This is a genomic window from Stenotrophomonas sp. 57 (assembly GCF_030291075.1).
Lineage (GTDB): Bacteria > Pseudomonadota > Gammaproteobacteria > Xanthomonadales > Xanthomonadaceae > Stenotrophomonas.
Map to the genome: position 1 here is coordinate 3363169 of NZ_CP127407.1, position 18262 is coordinate 3381430.

General features: G+C 68.4%; 12 protein-coding genes. 8 read left to right on the top strand and 4 right to left on the bottom strand.

Going from position 1 to position 18262, the window contains the following annotated elements:
- Nucleotides 1-53 precede the first annotated feature (53 nt).
- A complete protein-coding gene (locus QP512_RS15510) occupies nt 54-2153 on the top strand; it encodes a glycosyltransferase (RefSeq protein WP_286069524.1) in 2100 nt (699 codons plus the stop codon).
- Here QP512_RS15510 and QP512_RS15515 read toward each other — a convergent pair.
- Both QP512_RS15515 and QP512_RS15520 read right to left on the bottom strand, forming a co-directional pair.
- Nucleotides 2150-3715 carry a hypothetical protein gene (locus QP512_RS15515; protein WP_286069525.1) on the bottom strand — a complete coding sequence of 522 codons (1566 nt, stop codon included), beginning with the start codon at nt 3713-3715 and terminating at the stop codon, nt 2150-2152. The genes QP512_RS15510 and QP512_RS15515 overlap by 4 nt on opposite strands.
- Nucleotides 3716-3745: 30 nt before the next feature.
- Nucleotides 3746-5902 (bottom strand): bifunctional (p)ppGpp synthetase/guanosine-3',5'-bis(diphosphate) 3'-pyrophosphohydrolase, encoded by a 2157-nt coding sequence (locus tag QP512_RS15520; RefSeq protein ID WP_286069527.1) that lies wholly within the window; start codon nt 5900-5902, stop codon nt 3746-3748.
- A 130-nt stretch (nt 5903-6032) separates the two neighbouring features.
- On the opposite strand from QP512_RS15520, the gene QP512_RS15525 reads away from it, so the two are divergent.
- Nucleotides 6033-6569, top strand: coding sequence for a hypothetical protein (locus tag QP512_RS15525; RefSeq protein ID WP_286069528.1), 537 nt, complete (start codon nt 6033-6035; stop codon nt 6567-6569).
- 73 nt (nt 6570-6642) lie between these two features.
- Here QP512_RS15525 and hrpA read toward each other — a convergent pair whose 3' ends face one another.
- The gene (gene hrpA, locus QP512_RS15530; RefSeq protein ID WP_286069529.1) at nt 6643-10728 is read right to left on the bottom strand and encodes an ATP-dependent RNA helicase HrpA; all 4086 of its coding nucleotides are present in this window, start codon (nt 10726-10728) and stop codon (nt 6643-6645) included.
- Between the two features lie 86 nt (nt 10729-10814).
- Between hrpA and QP512_RS15535 the strand changes: the two genes are divergently transcribed.
- The 6 genes from QP512_RS15535 to QP512_RS15560 all read left to right on the top strand — a co-directional run bounded on the left by QP512_RS15535 (nt 10815) and on the right by QP512_RS15560 (nt 17807).
- Nucleotides 10815-11363, top strand: a complete 549-nt coding sequence (locus QP512_RS15535; protein ID WP_005418469.1) for a Dps family protein — start codon at nt 10815-10817, stop codon at nt 11361-11363.
- Nucleotides 11364-11920: 557 nt separating this feature from the next.
- Nucleotides 11921-13726 carry a DNA helicase RecQ gene (gene recQ, locus QP512_RS15540; RefSeq protein WP_286069530.1) on the top strand — a complete coding sequence of 602 codons (1806 nt, stop codon included), beginning with the start codon at nt 11921-11923 and terminating at the stop codon, nt 13724-13726.
- Nucleotides 13727-13950: 224 nt separating this feature from the next.
- On the top strand, nt 13951-14334 hold the full coding sequence (locus tag QP512_RS15545; protein ID WP_286069531.1) for a CopL family metal-binding regulatory protein: 384 nt from the start codon (nt 13951-13953) through the stop codon (nt 14332-14334).
- A gap of 75 nt (nt 14335-14409) precedes the next feature.
- Complete coding sequence (locus tag QP512_RS15550; RefSeq protein ID WP_286069532.1) at nt 14410-16212, top strand: copper resistance system multicopper oxidase; 1803 nt, start codon at nt 14410-14412, stop codon at nt 16210-16212.
- Nucleotides 16209-17213 carry a copper resistance protein B gene (locus QP512_RS15555; protein ID WP_286069533.1) on the top strand — a complete coding sequence of 335 codons (1005 nt, stop codon included), beginning with the start codon at nt 16209-16211 and terminating at the stop codon, nt 17211-17213. Before QP512_RS15550 ends, QP512_RS15555 begins: the two co-directional genes overlap by 4 nt.
- Nucleotides 17214-17294: 81 nt before the next feature.
- Nucleotides 17295-17807 (top strand): GNAT family N-acetyltransferase, encoded by a 513-nt coding sequence (locus tag QP512_RS15560; RefSeq protein WP_286069534.1) that lies wholly within the window; start codon nt 17295-17297, stop codon nt 17805-17807.
- Between the two features lie 54 nt (nt 17808-17861).
- Here QP512_RS15560 and QP512_RS15565 read toward each other — a convergent pair whose 3' ends face one another.
- The gene (locus tag QP512_RS15565) at nt 17862-18185 is read right to left on the bottom strand and encodes a zf-TFIIB domain-containing protein (RefSeq protein ID WP_286069536.1); all 324 of its coding nucleotides are present in this window, start codon (nt 18183-18185) and stop codon (nt 17862-17864) included.
- Nucleotides 18186-18262: the final 77 nt, after the last annotated feature.

Consider the following 18262-nt stretch of genomic DNA (forward strand, 5'->3'; position numbering starts at 1 on the left):
CGTGGCTGGCGAATTCTCCCGGGTTCCCCTGCTTAAGCTGGAGTTGCAACCGGATGGCGATGTCCCTGGCCGAGATCCGATACCTGATCAACCGCCTCACGGGCCTGGCCCGCCGGAGCCTGGCCAGCCTGCGTACCCGCGGCTGGCGGGCCACGTGGCAACGCATCCGGGTGCACACCCAGCGCGCGGTGCCTGCCCCGCGCGCCCCGCTGTACCTTCCGGCGGCGCAGGCGTTCGCGCCGTTCAGCGTGCCCTTCAGCGAATCGCCGGTGGCGAGCATCATCATCCCGGTCTACAACCACGCCGATCACACCCTGGCCTGCCTGCGTGCCCTGGCGGCGCATCCGCCGGCGACCGCCTGCGAGATCCTGGTGGTGGATGATGGCAGCAGCGACGCCACCGTGCAGTGGATGCCGCAGATCGCCGGCCTGCGCTACGAAGTGCGCGAACGCAACGGCGGCTTCATCGAAGCCTGCAACGATGGTGTGTCGCGCGCACGCGGCCGCTACGTGGTGTTGCTCAACAACGATACGGTGCCGCAGCCAGGCTGGCTGGACGCGCTGCTGGAGACGTTCGACACAGTGCCGGAAGCGGGCCTGGTCGGCAGCCAGCTGCTCTACCCCGATGGCCGCCTGCAGGAATCGGGCGGGGTGATCTTCGCCGACGGCAGCGGCTGGAGCTATGGCCGCTTCGAGGCCGCCGACGACCCGCGCTATGCCAGCCTGCGCGATGTCGACTACTGCTCCGGTGCGGCGCTGATGCTGCCGCGTGCCCTGTGGCAGCAGCTGGGCGGCTTCGATACCCGCTACACACCGGCCTACTACGAAGATACCGACCTGGCCTTCAGCGTGCGTGCGTTGGGCCGCCGCGTGGTGGTGCAGCCTGCCAGCCGGGTGATCCACGATGAAGGCACCAGCAACGGCACCGATACCGGCAGCGGGGTGAAGGCCTACCAGGTGCGCAACCAGGGCATCTTCGCCGCAAAATGGGCCACCGAGCTGGCCCGCCATCCGGCCGTGGGTGAAGTGCCCTCGCCCGCCCTGCTGTGCCGCAGCCGCCGCCAGGTGCTGATCCTGGACGAGGAAGTGCCGCGCCCGGAGCGTGATTCCGCCTCGCTGCGCCAGGTCAACCTGATCCGCCTGCTGCTGCAGGGCGGTGCCCACGTGGTGTTCGTGCCGACCCGGCGCGAGCACGGCGGCGCGGCCACCGAGGCCCTGCAGCGCATGGGCGTGGAAGTCTGGTACGCGCCGTTCCTGGAGGGCGTGGCCGGCTGGCTGCGCAGCCACGGTGCGCGCTTCGATGTCGCCCTGCTGGTGCGGCACCACGTCGCCAACGAATGCCTGCCCCTGCTCAAGCGCTACGCGCCGCAGGCACGCACCGTGTTCGATACGGTGGACCTGCATTACCTGCGCGAGCGCCGCGGCGCCGAAGTGGCCGGCGACGCCAGCCTGCTGCGCGCGGCAGATCGCACCCGCAGCAGCGAACTGGCGGTGATGGAGCAGTGCGATGTCACCGTGCTGGTCAGTGCCGCCGAGCGCGAACAGCTGCAGGCCGATGCACCGCGTGTACGGGTGGAGCTGATTTCCAACCTGCATGAAGTGGCCGGTGCCGGCGCACCGTATGCACAGCGCCACGACCTGGTCTTCGTCGGCGGCTTCCGCCACCCGCCGAACCTGGACGCCATGGAATGGTTCATCGGCGACGTTTTCGCCGGCATCCGCGCGCAGCTGCCGCAGGTGCGCCTGCACTGCATCGGCGCGGCCGCGCCGGACAGCCTGCTGGCACTGGCCGCCGGCCAGCCCGGGGTGGAGATGCATGGCTTCGTCGAGGACATCGTGCCGTACATGGACGGTGCGCGCATCGCCATCGCGCCGCTGCGCTTCGGCGCCGGGGTGAAGGGCAAGATCAACCTGAGCATGGCCCACGGCCAGCCGGTGGTCGGCACGACCTGTGCGGTGGAGGGCATGCACCTGCAGCCTGGCCAGGACGTGCTGGTGGCCGATGACGCCGCCGCGTTCGCGGCCGCCGTGGTGCGCCTGTACCAGGATCCGCAGCTATGGCAGCAGCTGTCCGATGCCGGCCTGGCCAACGTCGCCCTGCACTTCTCGCTGGATGCGGCGCGGGCCACGGTGCAGCGGGTGTTCTTCGACTAATCCAGCCGCCCGCCGGCCTGTCGCAGGCGCTGCTCGAACGCGGCCAGCTCCTGCAGGTCCGGTTGCAGCTGGCGCACCTGGGCCACGGCCGCCTCGGCGAAGGCCACGTCACCGCGGCCCAGCCGCTCGCTGCCGATGGCCAGCCAGCGCTGCGCCAGCCGCACCCGCGACGAGGGCAGGCCCGGTGCGGTCGGCGCCAACGTCTGCCAGGCCTGCAGACAGGCGCCGGCGGCCTGCACCCGGTTCTGCCGCAGGTTGTCATCGAAGCACTGCCGGCTGGCCGGCAACAGGCGCGACGCTGCCGCCCTGACCCGTGCATCACGCGGGGCCAGCGCCTGTGCCTCGCGCAGCGCGTCGAAGGCGCTGTGGCCGGGCGGGCTGATCCATCGTCCTTCGCGCTCGGCGCGGTCGATCTGGCGCAGGCGGTCGCGCAGCTGCCGTTCGCGCTGGGCCACGCTCACTGCCGGATGCTGCTGGGCCTGCTGCATCTGCTGGGCGCGCTGGATGCGCTGGGCCGCCTGTTGAATCGCTGCCGCAGATGCGCCCAGCGCGCCCGCCCGTGCGCGATCGGCTTCGGCCGCCTCGAACTCGAAATCAGCCGCATGGCGCTGGCTGCGCGCGAGCAGCGCCTGCGCAGTCTGCTCGCGACCGCGCAAGGCACTGGAATCATCGGGGGCCGCCGCCAGCACCGCCTCGAATGCTTCCGAGGCGGCCTCCAGCTTCTGCTGTTTCAGCGCACGCTGGCCCTGCCGCAGGCGCTGGTCAACCGCGCGCGCCAGTGCCTCCTGGCTGGCCGGCAGATCGGTGTGCCCGGCATCGAACTGGCGCGCACGCTGCAGCAGGGCGGCGGTCTGTGCCAGCTCGCCGCGCGCGGCCATCTCTCGTGCACGCTGCAGCAGATCGCTCAGGGCATCCTCGCGCCCTTCCAGCGCCGGCAGGTTGTCTGGCTGCAGGCCCAGGATGCGCTGGAACAGCGGCAAGGCACTGCTGTCACCCTCATCGAGGCGACCCGCGGCGAAGGCATTGCGTGCCTGCGCCAGCAAGATACCGATGCCCGCCCCGGCACTGCGCCGGGCCTGCAGCTGGCGCGCCACGGCATCGGCATCGCCCTGCGGTACCTGCAGGTCGCGGGCCAGGGCCAACGCCTGTGCACTCCCGTCGAGGTCGTCGTTCTGCAGTCTGTCGCGTGCCTGCTGCAGCGCCGCCGCCGCCGTGCGTGCCAGGCCCTCCCGGGCCTGCGGACGATCCCCGTCCAGCGCGAGTACCGCCTGGTAGCGCTCGCGTGCACCACTGCCATCGGCTTCGCTCAGCCGGCCCGCCGCCAATGCGCGATCGCCTTCCGCCAGCAGTTGTTCAATCTGCGGCTCATCCCAGAACCAGTCGGCCAGCGGCTTGCGCAGCAGCACCAGCAGCACGAACACCGCCACCGCCGCGACCAGCGCCCAGCGCCAGACCCGGCGCGCATGGCGGGCCTGCAGCCACCACCAACGGCCTTCACGGCGGACGCGGTCCAGCGCTGGATGTTCAGCGCCATGCAGGCGATGCGGGGGCTCGCGTTCCATGCGTGCAGGGTAGCCGGGGCAGCGTGAAGCTCAGCCGAGGCGACGCGCCTCGCTCACGCCCGGCAGCGCGTCCAGCTTGCCCAGCAGGGTCGACAGCTGGCCATAGTCGCTCACCTTCAGGCGCAGGCGCAGATGGGCGCGACCGCTGTTGCGCACGTTGTCACTGTGGATGTCGAGCACGTAGGCGTCTTCCTGGGCAATCAGGTTGGTGATGTCCTTCAGCAGCCAGCGGCGGTCGACCGCCGTGACCACCACGTCCACTTCGTAGCCACCACCGGCCTGGCCCCACTCCACCGGCAGGATCCGCTGCGGGCTGGTGGCCGCCAGCCGGGCCAGCGCGGCACAGTCTGCACGATGCACGGTGACACCGCGGCTACGGGTCAGATAGCCGACGATCGGTTCGCCGGCCACCGGTTGGCAGCAGCGCGCCAGCTGCACCAGCAGGTTGCCCACGCCCTGCACGGTGAACTTGGACTTGCCCAGGTTCTCGCGGCGCGCGGTCGGGCGCGGCAGGGTCGGCGCGGGGGCCGGCTGGCTGGCCGCACGTTCCGCTTCCAGCAGGGTACGGCTGACCTGGTTGGGGCCGGTATCGCCCAGCGCTACCTGGATGTAAAGATCATCGACGCTGTCGGCGTGGAACTTCTTCGCCGCCACCGCCAGGTCCGAATGCTGCAGGCCCAGGCGCTTCAGTTCGCGCTCGAGCAGTTCACGGCCGGCCTGCACGTTGCGTGCGCGGTCCAGCTTGTGGAACCAGCTGCGCACCTTCTCGCGCGAGCGGTTGCTGGCCAGGAAGCCGTTGGCCGGCATCAGCCAGTCGCGGCGCGGGTCGGCCTCCTTGCCGGTCAGGATCTCGACCCGGTCGCCGCTGCGCAGGCGGTAGGTCAGCGGCACGATGCGGCCGTTGACCTTGGCGCCACGGCAACGGTGGCCGACCATCGTGTGCACCTGGTAGGCGAAATCGAGCGGGGTGGCGCCCTGCGGCAGGTCCAGCACCTCGTCCTTCGGGCTCAGCGCATAGACCCGGTCCTCGGTCAGCTCGGCATCGAGCGCCCCGGCCAGCTCGTTGCCCTGCCCGTCCTGGGCCTGCTCCAGCAGCTGGCGCATCCAGGTGATCTTGCGGTCGAAGGACTTTTCCGCGCCTTTGCCGCCTTCCTTGTACTTCCAGTGCGCGGCCACGCCCAGCTCGGCCTGCGAATGCATTTCGTGGGTACGGATCTGCACTTCGATGGTGCGGCCTTCCGGGCCGACCACGGCGGTGTGCAGCGAGCGGTAGTCGTTCGCCTTGGGCCGGGCGATGTAATCGTCGAACTCGCTGGGCACCGGTGCCCACAGCGCATGCACCACACCCAGCGCGGCGTAGCAGGCCGCGACGTCGTCCACCATCACGCGAACCGCGCGGATGTCGTACAGCTGGTCGAACGCCAGCCGCTTCTTCTGCATCTTCCGCCAGATGCTGTAGATGTGCTTCGGGCGGCCACTCACCTCGGCCTTGATGCCCTGTGCGACCAGTTCGCGCGACAGCACCTTCTTGACGTTCTCGACGTAGCGCTCGCGCGCGATACGGGTTTCGTCCACCTCACGGGCAATGCGCCGGTAAGTCTCCGGTTCCAGGTGACGGAAGGCCAGGTCCTCCAGCTCCCACTTCAGCTGCCAGATGCCCAGGCGGTTGGCCAACGGTGCGTGGATGTCACGGGTCAGCTGCGCCAGCGCGCGACGCTGCTCGTCGTCCAGTTTGTCGGCTGCGCGCATCCGCGCCAGTTGCCGCGCCAGCAGGATCGGCACCACGCGCAGGTCGCGGATGATCGCCAGCAGCAGCCGGCGCAGGCCTTCGCTGTTGCGTCCGGCCTCACGACCGGCATGCAGGGCCCACACCGGGTCGGCGGCGTCCTGGCCATCGAGCAGGCCGAGCACCGCCGCCTTGTGGTTGCCCAACGGCAGCTGGTCCAGGCTTGCGCGCAGGCCGGGCAGGTCGAACAGCAGCGCGGCGACCACGGCACCTTCGTCGGCCGAGAGCATCGACAGGGCATCAAGGGTGTCACCCAGCACCGACCAGGTGGCGCGCATCTGCTGATCGCACTCCGGCGCTTCCCAGTGCTCGCGCAGGGCCTGGCGCAGCGGAGCAGGCAGCACGGCTGCCGAAGGACGGTTCAACAAGGCATCCAGGCCGGGGACGGAAGCGCGGTTCACAGCATCGAGCAGGCAAGACAGAGGTTCCTACACTAGCGCCGGCGTCGTTCAGGGACAATCACCACGGCCACCATCACCCGGCATGAAGACATGCCGCTACACTCGCCGGCAAACCCTGGAGAGTCCCGCCATGCCCTCGATCGCCCCGCATTTCCGCCCACGGCTGCTGGCCTGCGCCGCGCTGCTGCTGTCCCTGTCGACGCCTGCGCTGGCACAGCGCGTGGTCGGCGGTGACCTGCAACAGCAGATGTCGCCCACCGAATTCAAGGCGGCCGGTCTGGACAAGCTGAGCGCACAGGAACTGGCCACGCTCAACCGCTGGCTGCAGGGCAAGGTCGAAGCGGCAACCACCGAGGCGGTGGCAGCAGTGCGCGAACAGGCGCGCGAGGAAGGCCGCCAGGAAGTGATCGTGAAGAACCGCGGCTTCTTCGACTTCGGCAGCAACGAGCCGATCACCGGCGTGCTGCAGGGCGAATTCCGCGGCTTCAGCAAGGGCCGCGTCTACGTGCTGGACAACGGCCAGGAGTGGGAACAGACCGACGCCACCAGTGTCGTCGGCGTGCGCAAGCAGTCGCCCAGGGTCAGCATCAAGCCCGGCGTGATGGGCGTCTGGTACATGAAGGTCGACGGCGTCAACACCCAGCCGAAGGTTCAGCGTACCAAGTAGTAGATCCACGCCACGCGTGGATGACATTCCACCGCACCCCGCCGGTCATCGTTCCGGCGGGGTCGGGCCGGGATTACGAGGCCTGGCGCAGTGCCGTCACCCGCTGCGCCAGCTTCTTGGCCGAGATGCCGGTGCGTGCTCCCAGCTCCTGCGCGAACAGCGATACCCGCAGTTCTTCCAGATCCCAGCGCAGGGCCTGCCATTGCGGGCGATCGCGCAGCCCCTGCTGCTCGCCCACCTCCAGCGCCTCCAGGAACGGATGCAGTTCCAGCATGCGCGCCTGATCACGCGGCGGATCACGCTTGGCACGCTCGGTGCGCAGGATCATCGCCTTCAGGTAGCGCGGATACTGCGCCAGCGCATCTGCCGGCGTATCGCGCAGGAAGCCGGGATGGATCAGGCCGGCCAGCTGCGCTTCCATGTCGTCCAGGTTGCCGCGCGCCCAGCCCATCAACGGCGCTTCCAGCATCGGCTTCAGTTCCGCTACCAGTGCCAGGATGGTTTCGGCCAGCTTCAGCCGCGACATGGCCTCACCGAACAGGGCCTTGGCGGCATGCTCGCGGCGTTGCTCGAACGCCGCCGCATCGCGGATGTCGTCCAGGCCTTCGGCCAGCACCGCGTTCATCGCTGCATCGACCAGGTCCCCGCGCAGGCGTTCCTGCGATTCGATCGCGGCATACAGCAGACCGGTCTTGGCACCCACTGGCAGCTGCTTGCGTGCCTGCTTGACCTTCTCGGCCAGGGCGATTTCCAACAGGCGACGCACGCCCAGCGGGTGCGCCTCCTGTGCCTGCTGGCGGTCGGCGAAGATGCGCAACGCCACGCTGTCGCCCTCGTCCAGCAGCGCCGGGTAGGCCGGAACGCCGGCTTCACCGGGCACCTGCAGCGGAATCGGCGTGGCCGGGAACGTGCGCAGGCCATCGGCCGCCATCTCGCGCCCGGCACGCGCCGCGAAGGCATCACCGGCACGGCCACCAAACCTTGCGCGCAGCGCGTCCAGGTCACGCGAGGTGGCCAGCACCTTGCCCTGCTCGTCGCGCAGGCGAAGGTTCATGTGCAGGTGCGGTTCGATCGAGCCGGGTTCGAAATCGAGCGCGGTCACCGTGGCGCCGGTCGCGCGTGACAGGAAACGCGCCAGTTCGCCGGTGATGGCGTCGGCGCTGGGCTGCGGGAACGCCTCGTAGAATGCGCGGCCGAAATCCGGCGCCGGCACGTAGTTGCGGCGCATCGCCTTGGGCAGGCTGCGGATCAGTGCCGAGGCCTTGTCGGCCACGAAGCCCGGCGCCAGCCAGCCCAGCTGCACCGGATCCAGTGCATTGAGCAGGTGCAGCGGCACGTCCAGGGTCACGCCGTCATCGTCGGCACCCGGCTCGAAGCGGTAGTGCAACGGCAAGCGCGCCTGGCCCAGCGCCAGGTACTTCGGGTAGCGCTCCTGCTCGCTGCCCTCGCCGGGCAGCAGGTCTGCCAGCGACCAGTGCAGGGTCTTGCGCTGTTCCGGCGCCAGTCCCTTCCACCAGGTATCCAGGCCCGCGGCCGAATGGATCTGCGGCGGTACGCGGTCCAGGTACCAGCGTGCCTGCCAGTCCTCGTCGGCAACGATTCCGGCGCGGCGCAGCTTGGCCTCTTCCTCGCGCGCGACTTCCAGCAGCTTCTGGTTGTCGGCCACGAAGCTGGCGCGGGTGTTGATCTCCCCGGTCACCAGCGCCTGGCGCACGAAGATGTCGTGCGCTTCAACGGGTTCGATGCGGCCGTAGTGCACCGGCTTCTTCGGCGCCAGCACCAGGCCGAACAGGCTGATCTGCTCGGACGCCAGCACCTGGCCCTGTGCGCGCGACCAGTGCGGATCGAAATGCTTGCGCAGCAACAGGTGCGGCAGCTCGGCGATCACCCAGTCCGGTTCGATGGCGGCCAGGGTCATGCCCCACACCTTCTGCGTATCCAGCAGGTTGGCCACCAGCAGCCACGGCGGCGGCCGCTTGGACAGCGCCGAACCTGGAAATGGCAGGAAGCGACGCTGGCGCGGTGCCTGGAAATCGCCCTTTTCGGTGCGGTGGCCGATCTGCGTCGGCAGGCCCGCCACCAGCGCCCGGTGCAGGGTCTGGTAGGCGGCGGCGCGCACGCGTTCGCTGAAGCCGCCTCCGGCGGGCGCCTGTTCCTTCTGCGCGCGCACCGCCACCGGTGCGGGGGCCGCGTCCGCTTTGCCTTCGCGGGCCAGGCGTGCAGCACGGTGCAACTGGCCGCGGGTGGCCTTTACTGCGGCCGCGTCATCACGCGCCGGGGCCGGCGCACTGCTGCCGGCCAGCAAGGGTGCCATCGACGCATCGACAGCCTCTTCCTTCCAGCCCAGTTCCTCGCACAACAGGCGCAGCTGGCGATGCAGTTCGCGCCATTCGCGCATGCGCAGGAAGCCGAGGAAGTGGCGACCACACCAATCACGCAGCTTGGACTGGGTCAGGTCCTCGTGGGCCTGCCGGTAGGCATCCCACAGGCGCAGCACGCCGACGAATTCGGAGCGGCCATCGGCAAACTGCGCATGCGCGCTGTCGGCCGCACCGCGCGCCTCCGGCGGGCGTTCGCGCGGATCCTGGATGCCCAGGAACGAGGCGATCACCAGCATCGGCCGCAGGCAGCCAGCGGCCTGCGCGGCCACCAGCATGCGCGCCAGCTTCACGTCCACCGGCAAGCGCGCCATCTGCTTGCCGATAGTGGTCATGCGCCGCTCGGCGTCGATCGCGCCCAGCTCGGTCAGCTGCTGCCAGCCATCGGCAACGGCGCGTTCGTCCGGTGCTTCCAGGAACGGGAAGTCCTCGATGCGGCCCAGGCCCAGCTGCAGCATGCGCAGGATCACCCCGGCCAGGCTGGAGCGGCGGATTTCCGGATCGGTGAACTCCGGCCGCGCCTGGAAATCCGCCTCGGCGTACAGGCGGTAGCAGATGCCTTCGGCGATACGGCCGCAGCGTCCCTTGCGCTGGTTGGCGCTGGCCTGCGAGATCGGCTCGATGTGCAGGCGGTCCAGCTTGTTGCGCGGGCTGTAGCGCTTGACGCGGGCGAAACCGGGATCGACCACGTAGCGGATGCGCGGCACCGTCAGCGAGGTCTCGGCCACGTTGGTGGCCAGCACGATGCGTCGGTTCGGACCGGGATTGAACACCCGGTCCTGGTCCTGGTTGGACAGGCGCGCGTACAGCGGCAGCACCTCGGTGTTGCGGTACTTGCGCCGTTCCAGCGACTGGTGCGCATCGCGGATCTCGCGCTCGCCCGGCAGGAAGATCAGCACGTCGCCGCGTGCGTCCAAGCGGGTGATCTCGTCGACAGCCGACACGATGGCATCGTTGACGGTGCGTTCGCCTTGGTCTTCGCCCTCGCCTTCCAGCGCGCGGTAGCGCACTTCCACCGGGTAGGTACGGCCTTCGACGCTGATCACCGGCGCATCGTCGAAATGCTGGGCGAAGCGGTCGGTGTCGATGGTTGCCGAAGTGACGATCAACTTCAGGTCCGGGCGCTTGCGCAGCAGCTGCTTCAGGTAGCCCAGCAGGAAATCGATGTTGAGGCTGCGTTCGTGCGCCTCGTCGACGATGATCGTGTCGTAGTTCGACAGCCAGCGGTCGCTGGCGGTCTCCGCCAGCAGGATGCCGTCGGTCATGAACTTGATGCGGCTGTCGTCGCTGACCTTGTCGTTGAAGCGCACCTGGTAGCCCACCAGCTGGCCCAGTTCGCTGTGCAGTTCCTGCGCCACGCGGCTGGCCACTGCGCGTGCGGCAATCCGTCGCGGCTGGGTGCAGCCGATCATGCCGGCCTGGCCACGACCGGCGGCCAGGCACAGTTTCGGCAGCTGTGTGGTCTTGCCCGAGCCGGTTTCACCAGCGATCACCACCACCTGGTGGTTGCGGATCAGATCGATGATCGCGTCGGCTTCACGCGCAATCGGCAGCTGCGGGTCCAGAGTAATGGACGGCTGCTGCTGCGCCCGCGCCTGCCGGCGCTGCACCGACGCCTGCAAGGCCTGCTCGAAGGTGGCGGCCAGCGCCGCATCCTGCGGCTTGGACTGGCACCGCGAGAGCATCCCCAGCAAACGGCCCCGGTCGCGGCTCATGGCGCCGTCGATGGCGGCGCGCTGTTGGCGCAGGCGGGGCGATGGATTTTTATCGATAGAGTTCATCAATCGGTTCGTTCAAAACTTTGAAAGCGACCAGTCATCACGACCGGTTTATTGTGAAGGCCAACGATTCCACAAGGAGGAACCCCATGGCGAAGACCAAGAGCACGACCAAGGCCAAGACCGGCAAGCAGAAGCTTGCAGCGGCGGCACCGTCGGCGCCGAACATCGATATCGGGATCACCCAGGGCGACCGCAAGAAGATCGCCGACGGTCTGTCGCGCTTCCAGGCTGATGCGTTCACGCTCTACCTGAAGACGCACAACTTCCACTGGAATGTGACCGGGTCGATGTTCAACTCGCTGCACACCATGTTCGAGACGCAGTACACCGAGCAGTGGGCGGCACTGGACGACGTGGCCGAGCGCATCCGCGCGCTGGGCTTCAATGCCCCGGGCTCCTACCGGGAATTCGCTGCGCTGACCTCGATCGTCGAGGAACCGGGCCTGACCGACAGTGCGGACTGGCGTGAAATGGTACGCCAGTTGGTGGTCGCCAACGAAGCGGTCTGCCGTACGGCACGTGAAGTGCTGGATGTGGCGGCCAAGGGCGACGACGCCCCGACCGAGGACCTGATGACCCAGCGGCTGCAGACGCACGAGAAGTACGCCTGGATGCTGCGTTCCCTGCTCCAGTAAGGGTTGGGGGTGTTCGGCAGGGCTGCGCCCTGCACCCGCAGAGGCCTTGAAGCCAAGGCCAGAGCCAGAGCGAAAGCTGGTTTCCTGTGGGGTGGCAGGGTGGGTCCGGTGACAGGGACGCCGTAAACCCGTCCTTGTGGGCTTGGCCGCGGCATCCGTGCCGCGGACACCCCTGCCACCGGACCCACCCCGCCTTCGACAGGTCCCCGCGATCTGCCGGCAAGGCCATTGGGGTCAGATCCGTTTTCCGCAGGAAAACGGATCTGACCCCATTTCGCTTGTCGATATCTGACAGATTTCATCCACGCATGGCGTGGATGGCCCCACCGTCATCGGGAAACTGTCGAAGGCGGGGCGGTGTCGGATTGCGGGGTGTCAGCCGCATGGATGCGGCTGCCAAGCCACCATGGACGGGTTCACGGCGTCCCCGCAATCCGACAGCGCCCCGCCAAACCACGAGTCACCCCAGAGCCGGCTGTTGCCTTTGACGTTGCACTGGCTTGTAGCAGGTGCAGGGCGCAGCCCTGCCGACTCCCCCGCCGGGGTAAACTAAGCGGATGGCTTCCCGTCCCGCGCACGACCTGCTCCAACGCGTCTTTGGTTACGACGATTTCCGTGGTCCCCAGCAGGACATCGTGGAGCATGTGGCTGCCGGTCACGATGCCCTGGTGCTGATGCCCACCGGCGGCGGCAAGTCGCTGTGCTACCAGGTGCCGGCCCTGCTGCGTGACGGTTGTGGCATCGTCATCTCGCCGCTGATCGCGCTGATGCAGGATCAGGTCGAAGCCCTGCGCCAGCTCGGCGTCCGCGCTGAATATCTGAACTCCACCCTGGATGCCGAGACCGCCGGTCGCGTCGAGCGCGAGCTGCTGGCCGGCGAACTGGACATGCTCTATGTCGCCCCCGAGCGACTGCTGACCGGCCGCTTCCTGTCGCTGCTGTCGCGCAGTCAGATTGCCCTGTTCGCCATCGACGAAGCGCACTGCGTGTCGCAGTGGGGCCATGATTTCCGCCCGGAGTACCGGCAGCTGACCGTGTTGCACGAGCGCTGGCCGCAGATTCCACGCATCGCGCTGACCGCCACCGCCGACCCGCCGACCCAGCGCGAGATCGCCGAACGCCTCGATCTGCAGGAAGCGCGCCACTTCGTCAGCTCGTTCGACCGCCCCAACATCCGCTACACCGTGGTGCAGAAGGACAATGCCCGCAAGCAGCTGACCGATTTCCTGCGCGGCCACCGTGGCGAGGCCGGCATCGTCTATTGCATGTCGCGGCGCAAGGTCGAGGAGACCGCCGAATTCCTCTGCGGCCAGGGCTTCAATGCCCTGCCCTACCACGCCGGCCTGCCGCCGGAAGTGCGCGCGAACAACCAGCGCCGCTTCCTGCGTGAGGACGGCATCGTGATGTGCGCCACCATCGCCTTCGGCATGGGCATCGACAAGCCGGACGTGCGCTTCGTGGCGCATACCGATCTGCCCAAGTCGATGGAAGGCTACTATCAGGAAACCGGCCGCGCCGGCCGTGATGGCGAAGCCGCTGAAGCATGGCTGTGCTACGGCCTGGGCGACGTGGTCCTGCTCAAACAAATGATCGAGCAGTCCGAGGCCGGCGAAGAACGCAAGCAGCTGGAGCGGGGCAAGCTCGACCACCTGCTGGGCTACTGCGAATCCATGCAGTGCCGCCGCCAGGTGCTGCTGGCCGGTTTCGGCGAGACCTATCCCCAACCCTGCGGCAACTGCGACAACTGCCTGACGCCGCCAGCCTCGTGGGACGCGACCATTCCGGCGCAGAAGGCACTGAGCTGCGTCTACCGCAGCGGCCAGCGCTTCGGCGTCGGTCACCTGATCGACGTCCTGCGTGGCAGCGAGAACGAGAAGGTGAAGCAGCAGGGCCATGACAAGCTCAGTACCTATGCCATCGGCCGCGACCTGGATGCGCGCACCTGGCGCAGCGTGTTCCGCCAGCTGGTCGCCGCCAGCCTGCTGGAAGTGGACAGCGAGGGCCACGGTGGCCTGCGCCTGACCGATGCCAGCCGCGAGGTGCTGACCGGCCGCCGCCAGATCAGCATGCGCCGCGACCCGGCCAGCAGCACCAGCGGGCGCGAGCGCAGTGCGCAGCGCACCGGGTTGTCGGTGCTGCCGCAGGATCTGGCCCTGTTCAACGCCCTGCGTGGCCTGCGTGCCGAACTGGCGCGCGAACAGAATGTGCCGGCCTTCGTGATCTTCCACGACAGCACCCTGCGCAACATCGCCGAACAACGCCCGACCAGCCTGGACGAACTAGCCCGGGTCGGCGGCATCGGCGGCACCAAGCTGAGCCGCTACGGCCCACGCCTGGTGGAGATCGTGCGCGAAGAGGGGTAGCGCCGGGCCATGCCCGGCGGCCCGCTGATCGGCCGCGCTGCGCGCTCGCCGGGCGTGGCCCCAACGGCGCGCGGGCGCCCCCTGTAGAGCCGAGCCCACGCTCGGCTGCTTCTACGCGAGCGGCAGCCGAGCGTGGGCTCGGCTCTACATTGATGCCGCTCCAACCTTGAACACGCCATTCAGCAAGAAGTGCATCCGCGCCCACTTGCGGCTAAATTGACGCCATGTCCCTCGCCTCGACCCTGCTCCGTGTCGTGCTCATGCTCAGCCTGTTGCTCAACGGGCTGAACGCGGCCATGGCCAGCGGTCATGAGGAAATGGGGCGGATGGCCCATGCGATGGCCGCCACGATTGGAGGCGGCGATGCCGACTGCCACCACCACGCCGCCATGCAGGCCGGCGAGGCCCCGCAGGCCAAGGCCCCCGCCCACGACGCCCACTGCCAGATCAAGGACTGCGTGCGCAGTTGCGCGCAGCACCCGCTGCTGGCGGTGCAGCCATTGCCGTACCTGACGGGTCCAGGCCTGTCGCTGGCACCGCAGCCGATGCCGGCCAATGGCCGCCCGGCGCCGGCGCTGCCACCCATCTCACGCCCTCCCATCGGCTGATTCCACACGCACCGTGCGCCCTGCGCACCACAGCCGGCCGCCTGCCGGCGTCTTTCCGTGTCTGGAGTCTCCACCATGAATACCCGCACTCCCCCCGGCCCGGGCGCCCTGCCCATGCCGTCGCGCCGCCTGTTCGTACAAGGCCTGTCCGCCGGTGGCGTGGTCGCCGGCATCACCGCCGTCGGCGTGCCGCAGCGCGCGCTTGCCGCGGCCACTGCCACCCCACGCCTGGCCGGCGCCCCTGCCGTACTCAGCGATACCCGTCTGGAACTGTCCATCGGCGAATCGCTGGCCAACTTCACCGGCCGTACCCGCCCGGCGATCACCGTCAACGGATCGCTGCCGGCACCGATCCTGCGCTGGCGCGAAGGCCAGACCGTGGATCTGTTCGTGCGCAACACGCTCGATCGCCACCCGACCTCGATCCATTGGCACGGCATCCTGCTGCCGGCCAACATGGACGGCGTGCCCGGGCTGAGCTTCAACGGCATCGGCCCCGGCGAGACCTACCACTACCACTTCGACCTCAAGCAGTCGGGCACCTACTGGTACCACAGCCACTCGATGTTCCAGGAGCAGGCCGGCCTGTACGGCGCGCTCATCATCGACCCGGCCGAACCGGCGCCGTACCACCACGACCGCGAGCACGTGATCATGCTCTCGGACTGGACCGACATGGACCCGGGCGCGCTGTTCCGGCGCATGAAGAAGCTCGCCGAGCACGACAACTACTACAAGCGCACCCTGCCCGACTTCCTGCGTGACGTGAAGCGCGAGGGCTGGTCGGCCGCGCTGTCGGACCGTGGCATGTGGGGCCGGATGCGGATGACGCCGACCGACATCTCCGACATCAACGCGCACACCTACACCTACCTGATGAACGGCACCGCCCCGGCCGGCAACTGGACCGGGCTGTTCCGCAGCGGCGAAAAGGTGCTGCTGCGCTTCATCAACGGCGCCTCGATGACCTACTTCGATGTGCGCATCCCCGGCCTGAAGATGACCGTGGTGGCCGCCGATGGCCAGTACATCCATCCGGTCAGCATCGACGAGTTCCGCATCGCCCCGGCCGAAACCTACGATGTACTGGTGGAGCCGACCGGGCAGGACGCGTTCACCATCTTCTGCCAGGACATGGGCCGCACCGGCTTTGCCGCCGGCACGCTGGCGGTACGCCACGGCCTGCAGGCGCCGATTCCCGCGCGCGACCCGCGCCCGCTGTTGACGATGAGCGACATGGGGCATGACATGGGCGCGGGCGGCCATGGCGGGCACGACATGTCCACGATGATGGGCACGGACCACGGCAGCATGCATCACAGCGCACATGGCGGCGGCACAACCGCCAGCAAGGCACCGAAACATCCGGCCAGCGAGCGCAGCAACCCGCTGGTGGACATGCAGAGCTCGGCCACCGACCCCAAGCTGGACGACCCCGGCATCGGCCTGCGCGACAACGGCCGGCAGGTGCTGACCTACGGCGCGATGCGAAGCCTGTTCGAAGACCCGGATGGCCGCGAGCCGAGCCGCGAGATCGAGTTGCACCTGACCGGCCACATGGAGAAATTCTCCTGGTCGTTCGACGGCATCCCGTTCGCCAGCGCCGAGCCGCTCCGGCTGAACTACGGCGAGCGCATGCGCATCGTGCTGGTCAACGACACGATGATGCAGCACCCGATCCACCTGCACGGCGTGTGGAGCGATCTGGAAAACGCGCAAGGTGAGTTCAAGGTCCGCAAGCACACCATCGACATGCCGCCGGGCACCCGCCGCAGCTACCGCGTGCGCGCCGATGCACTCGGTCGCTGGGCTTACCACTGCCATCTGCTGTACCACATGGAAGCGGGCATGATGCGCGAAGTGAGGATCGAAGAATGAGCCGCTCACTGCTTTCCCCCAGCCTGCTGGCCCTGGGCCTGGCCGCCGCGTTGCCGGTGTTCGCGCAGTCGCACGCGGGCCATGACATGCGCGCCATGAACGCGCCTGAGAAGGCCACGAAGTCCGCGAAGACGCCTGCCGAACCGGTCGATCATTCGAAGATGGACCACTCGACCATGGATCACTCGAAGATGGACCACGCCGCAATGCAGCCAGCGACGATGGACCATTCCACGATGGATCACTCCAGCATGGACCACGCGGCGATGGGTCACGGCACGCCCGCACCCACCGAGCCGCGCGAGCCGATCCCGGTCCCGACCGACGCCGACCGCGCTGCCGCCTTCCCCCCGATCGCGCATGGCGCGATGGAACACGCGCCGGAGATCAACAGCCTGCTGCTGATCGACCGCCTCGAACACTGGGATGGCAAGAGCAGCAACGGCCAGGCCTGGGAAGCCACCGGCTGGATCGGCGGCAACATCAATCGCCTGTGGCTGCGCACCGATGGTGAGCGCAGCCGTGGCCGCACCGAGTCGTCATCGCTGGAGGCCCTGTACGGCCGTAGCGTGTCGCCGTGGTGGGACGTGCTGGTCGGCGTGCGCCAGGACTTCCGCCCCGCCGACTCGCGCACCTGGGCGGCAATCGGCATCCAGGGCCTGGCGCCGTACAAGTTCGAAAGTTCGGCCACGCTGTACATGGGCTCCGGTGGCCAGGTGCTGGCCAAGGCCGAAGTCGAGTACGACGTGCTGCTGACCAACCGCCTGATCCTGCAGCCGCTGCTGGAAGCCACCGTCGCGGCCAAGGATGAACCGGAGTACGGCATCGGCCGCGGCCTGAACAAGTTCGAGGCCGGGCTGCGCCTGCGCTACGAGTTCAGCCGCCGCTTCGCGCCATACATCGGCATCAGCCACGAACGCAGTTTCGGCGACACCGCCGACTATGCTGGCGACCACGCACGCGACACGCGTTGGATGGCCGGCGTGCGGATGTGGTTCTGAGCAGCGGATCGTGAGCAACTGCCAGCCCCGGCAGCCGCCGGGGCCGGCTAGACTGCGCCTCGTTCCATTGCAGGCCCCGCCATGTCGCTGCAGATCCGCCGCGCCACCCTCGCCGACGTCGACGCGTTGTCGGCCATCGCCATCGCCACCTACAACGAAACCTGGGGTGACTCGTATCCGGCGCAGGAGCTGCAGGATTTCCTGCAGGCGCACTACAGCAGCGAACCGCAGCGCGCCGAGCTGTCCGACCCCCGCAGTGCGGTCTGGCTGCTGATGGATGGTGACGCCGTGGTCGGCTATCTGGCCGCCGGTGCGAACACCCTGCCGCACACGGATGCATGCGAGGGCGACATCGAACTGAAGCGGTTCTATATCCTGGCCGACTATCAGAACGGTGGCCACGGCGCACGCCTGATGGATGCGTTCATGGAGTGGCTGGACCAGCCGCAGCGCCGCACCCTGTGGGTGGGCGTATGGGAAGAAAACTTCGGCGCGCAGCGCTTCTACGCGCGCTATGGCTGCAGCAAGGTTGGCGAGTACGACTTCATCGTCGGCGATACCCACGACCGCGAGTTCATTCTGCGCCGGCCGTGATCATGCCGCGCCTGTAGCGTCGAGCATGGCTCGACGCTACAAAGAGCGAAGCGGCTAGAAGTCGAACAGCTCCGACAGGAAGCTGTCCTTCTTCTTTTTCTTGTAGCCGTGGCCGTACTGCTGGCCACGGCTGTCTTCGTAGCGCTGGCCCAGATGGCGGGTGTCACGGTGCATCACCGGCGGCGGCGGCGCGGCAGCCGGCTGTGCCTGCACAGGTGCAGGCGGCGGCACCGCTGCACCGGCACCGGCGCGCTCGATGATCTTGTCCAGCTCGCCACGATCCAGCCACACGCCGCGGCAGCTCGGGCAGTAATCGATCTCGATGCCATGGCGCTCGGCCATCTGCAGGGTCTGGGTCTTGCACACGGGGCACAGCATCGGCATTGCTCCTCTCGGTCCGGTTTCGACTCTACCTGCACTGCGATGACTGTGCGGCAACACATGACCGATGGCAC

Coding starts and splice junctions, on each gene's coding strand:
- QP512_RS15510 (WP_286069524.1), top strand. CDS start 54: ATGGCGATGTCCCTGGCCGAGATCCGATACCTGATCAACCGCCTCACG.
- QP512_RS15515 (WP_286069525.1), bottom strand. CDS start 3,715: ATGGAACGCGAGCCCCCGCATCGCCTGCATGGCGCTGAACATCCAGCG.
- QP512_RS15525 (WP_286069528.1), top strand. CDS start 6,033: ATGCCCTCGATCGCCCCGCATTTCCGCCCACGGCTGCTGGCCTGCGCC.
- hrpA (WP_286069529.1), bottom strand. CDS start 10,728: ATGAACTCTATCGATAAAAATCCATCGCCCCGCCTGCGCCAACAGCGC.
- QP512_RS15535 (WP_005418469.1), top strand. CDS start 10,815: ATGGCGAAGACCAAGAGCACGACCAAGGCCAAGACCGGCAAGCAGAAG.
- recQ (WP_286069530.1), top strand. CDS start 11,921: ATGGCTTCCCGTCCCGCGCACGACCTGCTCCAACGCGTCTTTGGTTAC.
- QP512_RS15545 (WP_286069531.1), top strand. CDS start 13,951: ATGTCCCTCGCCTCGACCCTGCTCCGTGTCGTGCTCATGCTCAGCCTG.
- QP512_RS15550 (WP_286069532.1), top strand. CDS start 14,410: ATGAATACCCGCACTCCCCCCGGCCCGGGCGCCCTGCCCATGCCGTCG.
- QP512_RS15555 (WP_286069533.1), top strand. CDS start 16,209: ATGAGCCGCTCACTGCTTTCCCCCAGCCTGCTGGCCCTGGGCCTGGCC.
- QP512_RS15560 (WP_286069534.1), top strand. CDS start 17,295: ATGTCGCTGCAGATCCGCCGCGCCACCCTCGCCGACGTCGACGCGTTG.
- QP512_RS15565 (WP_286069536.1), bottom strand. CDS start 18,185: ATGCTGTGCCCCGTGTGCAAGACCCAGACCCTGCAGATGGCCGAGCGC.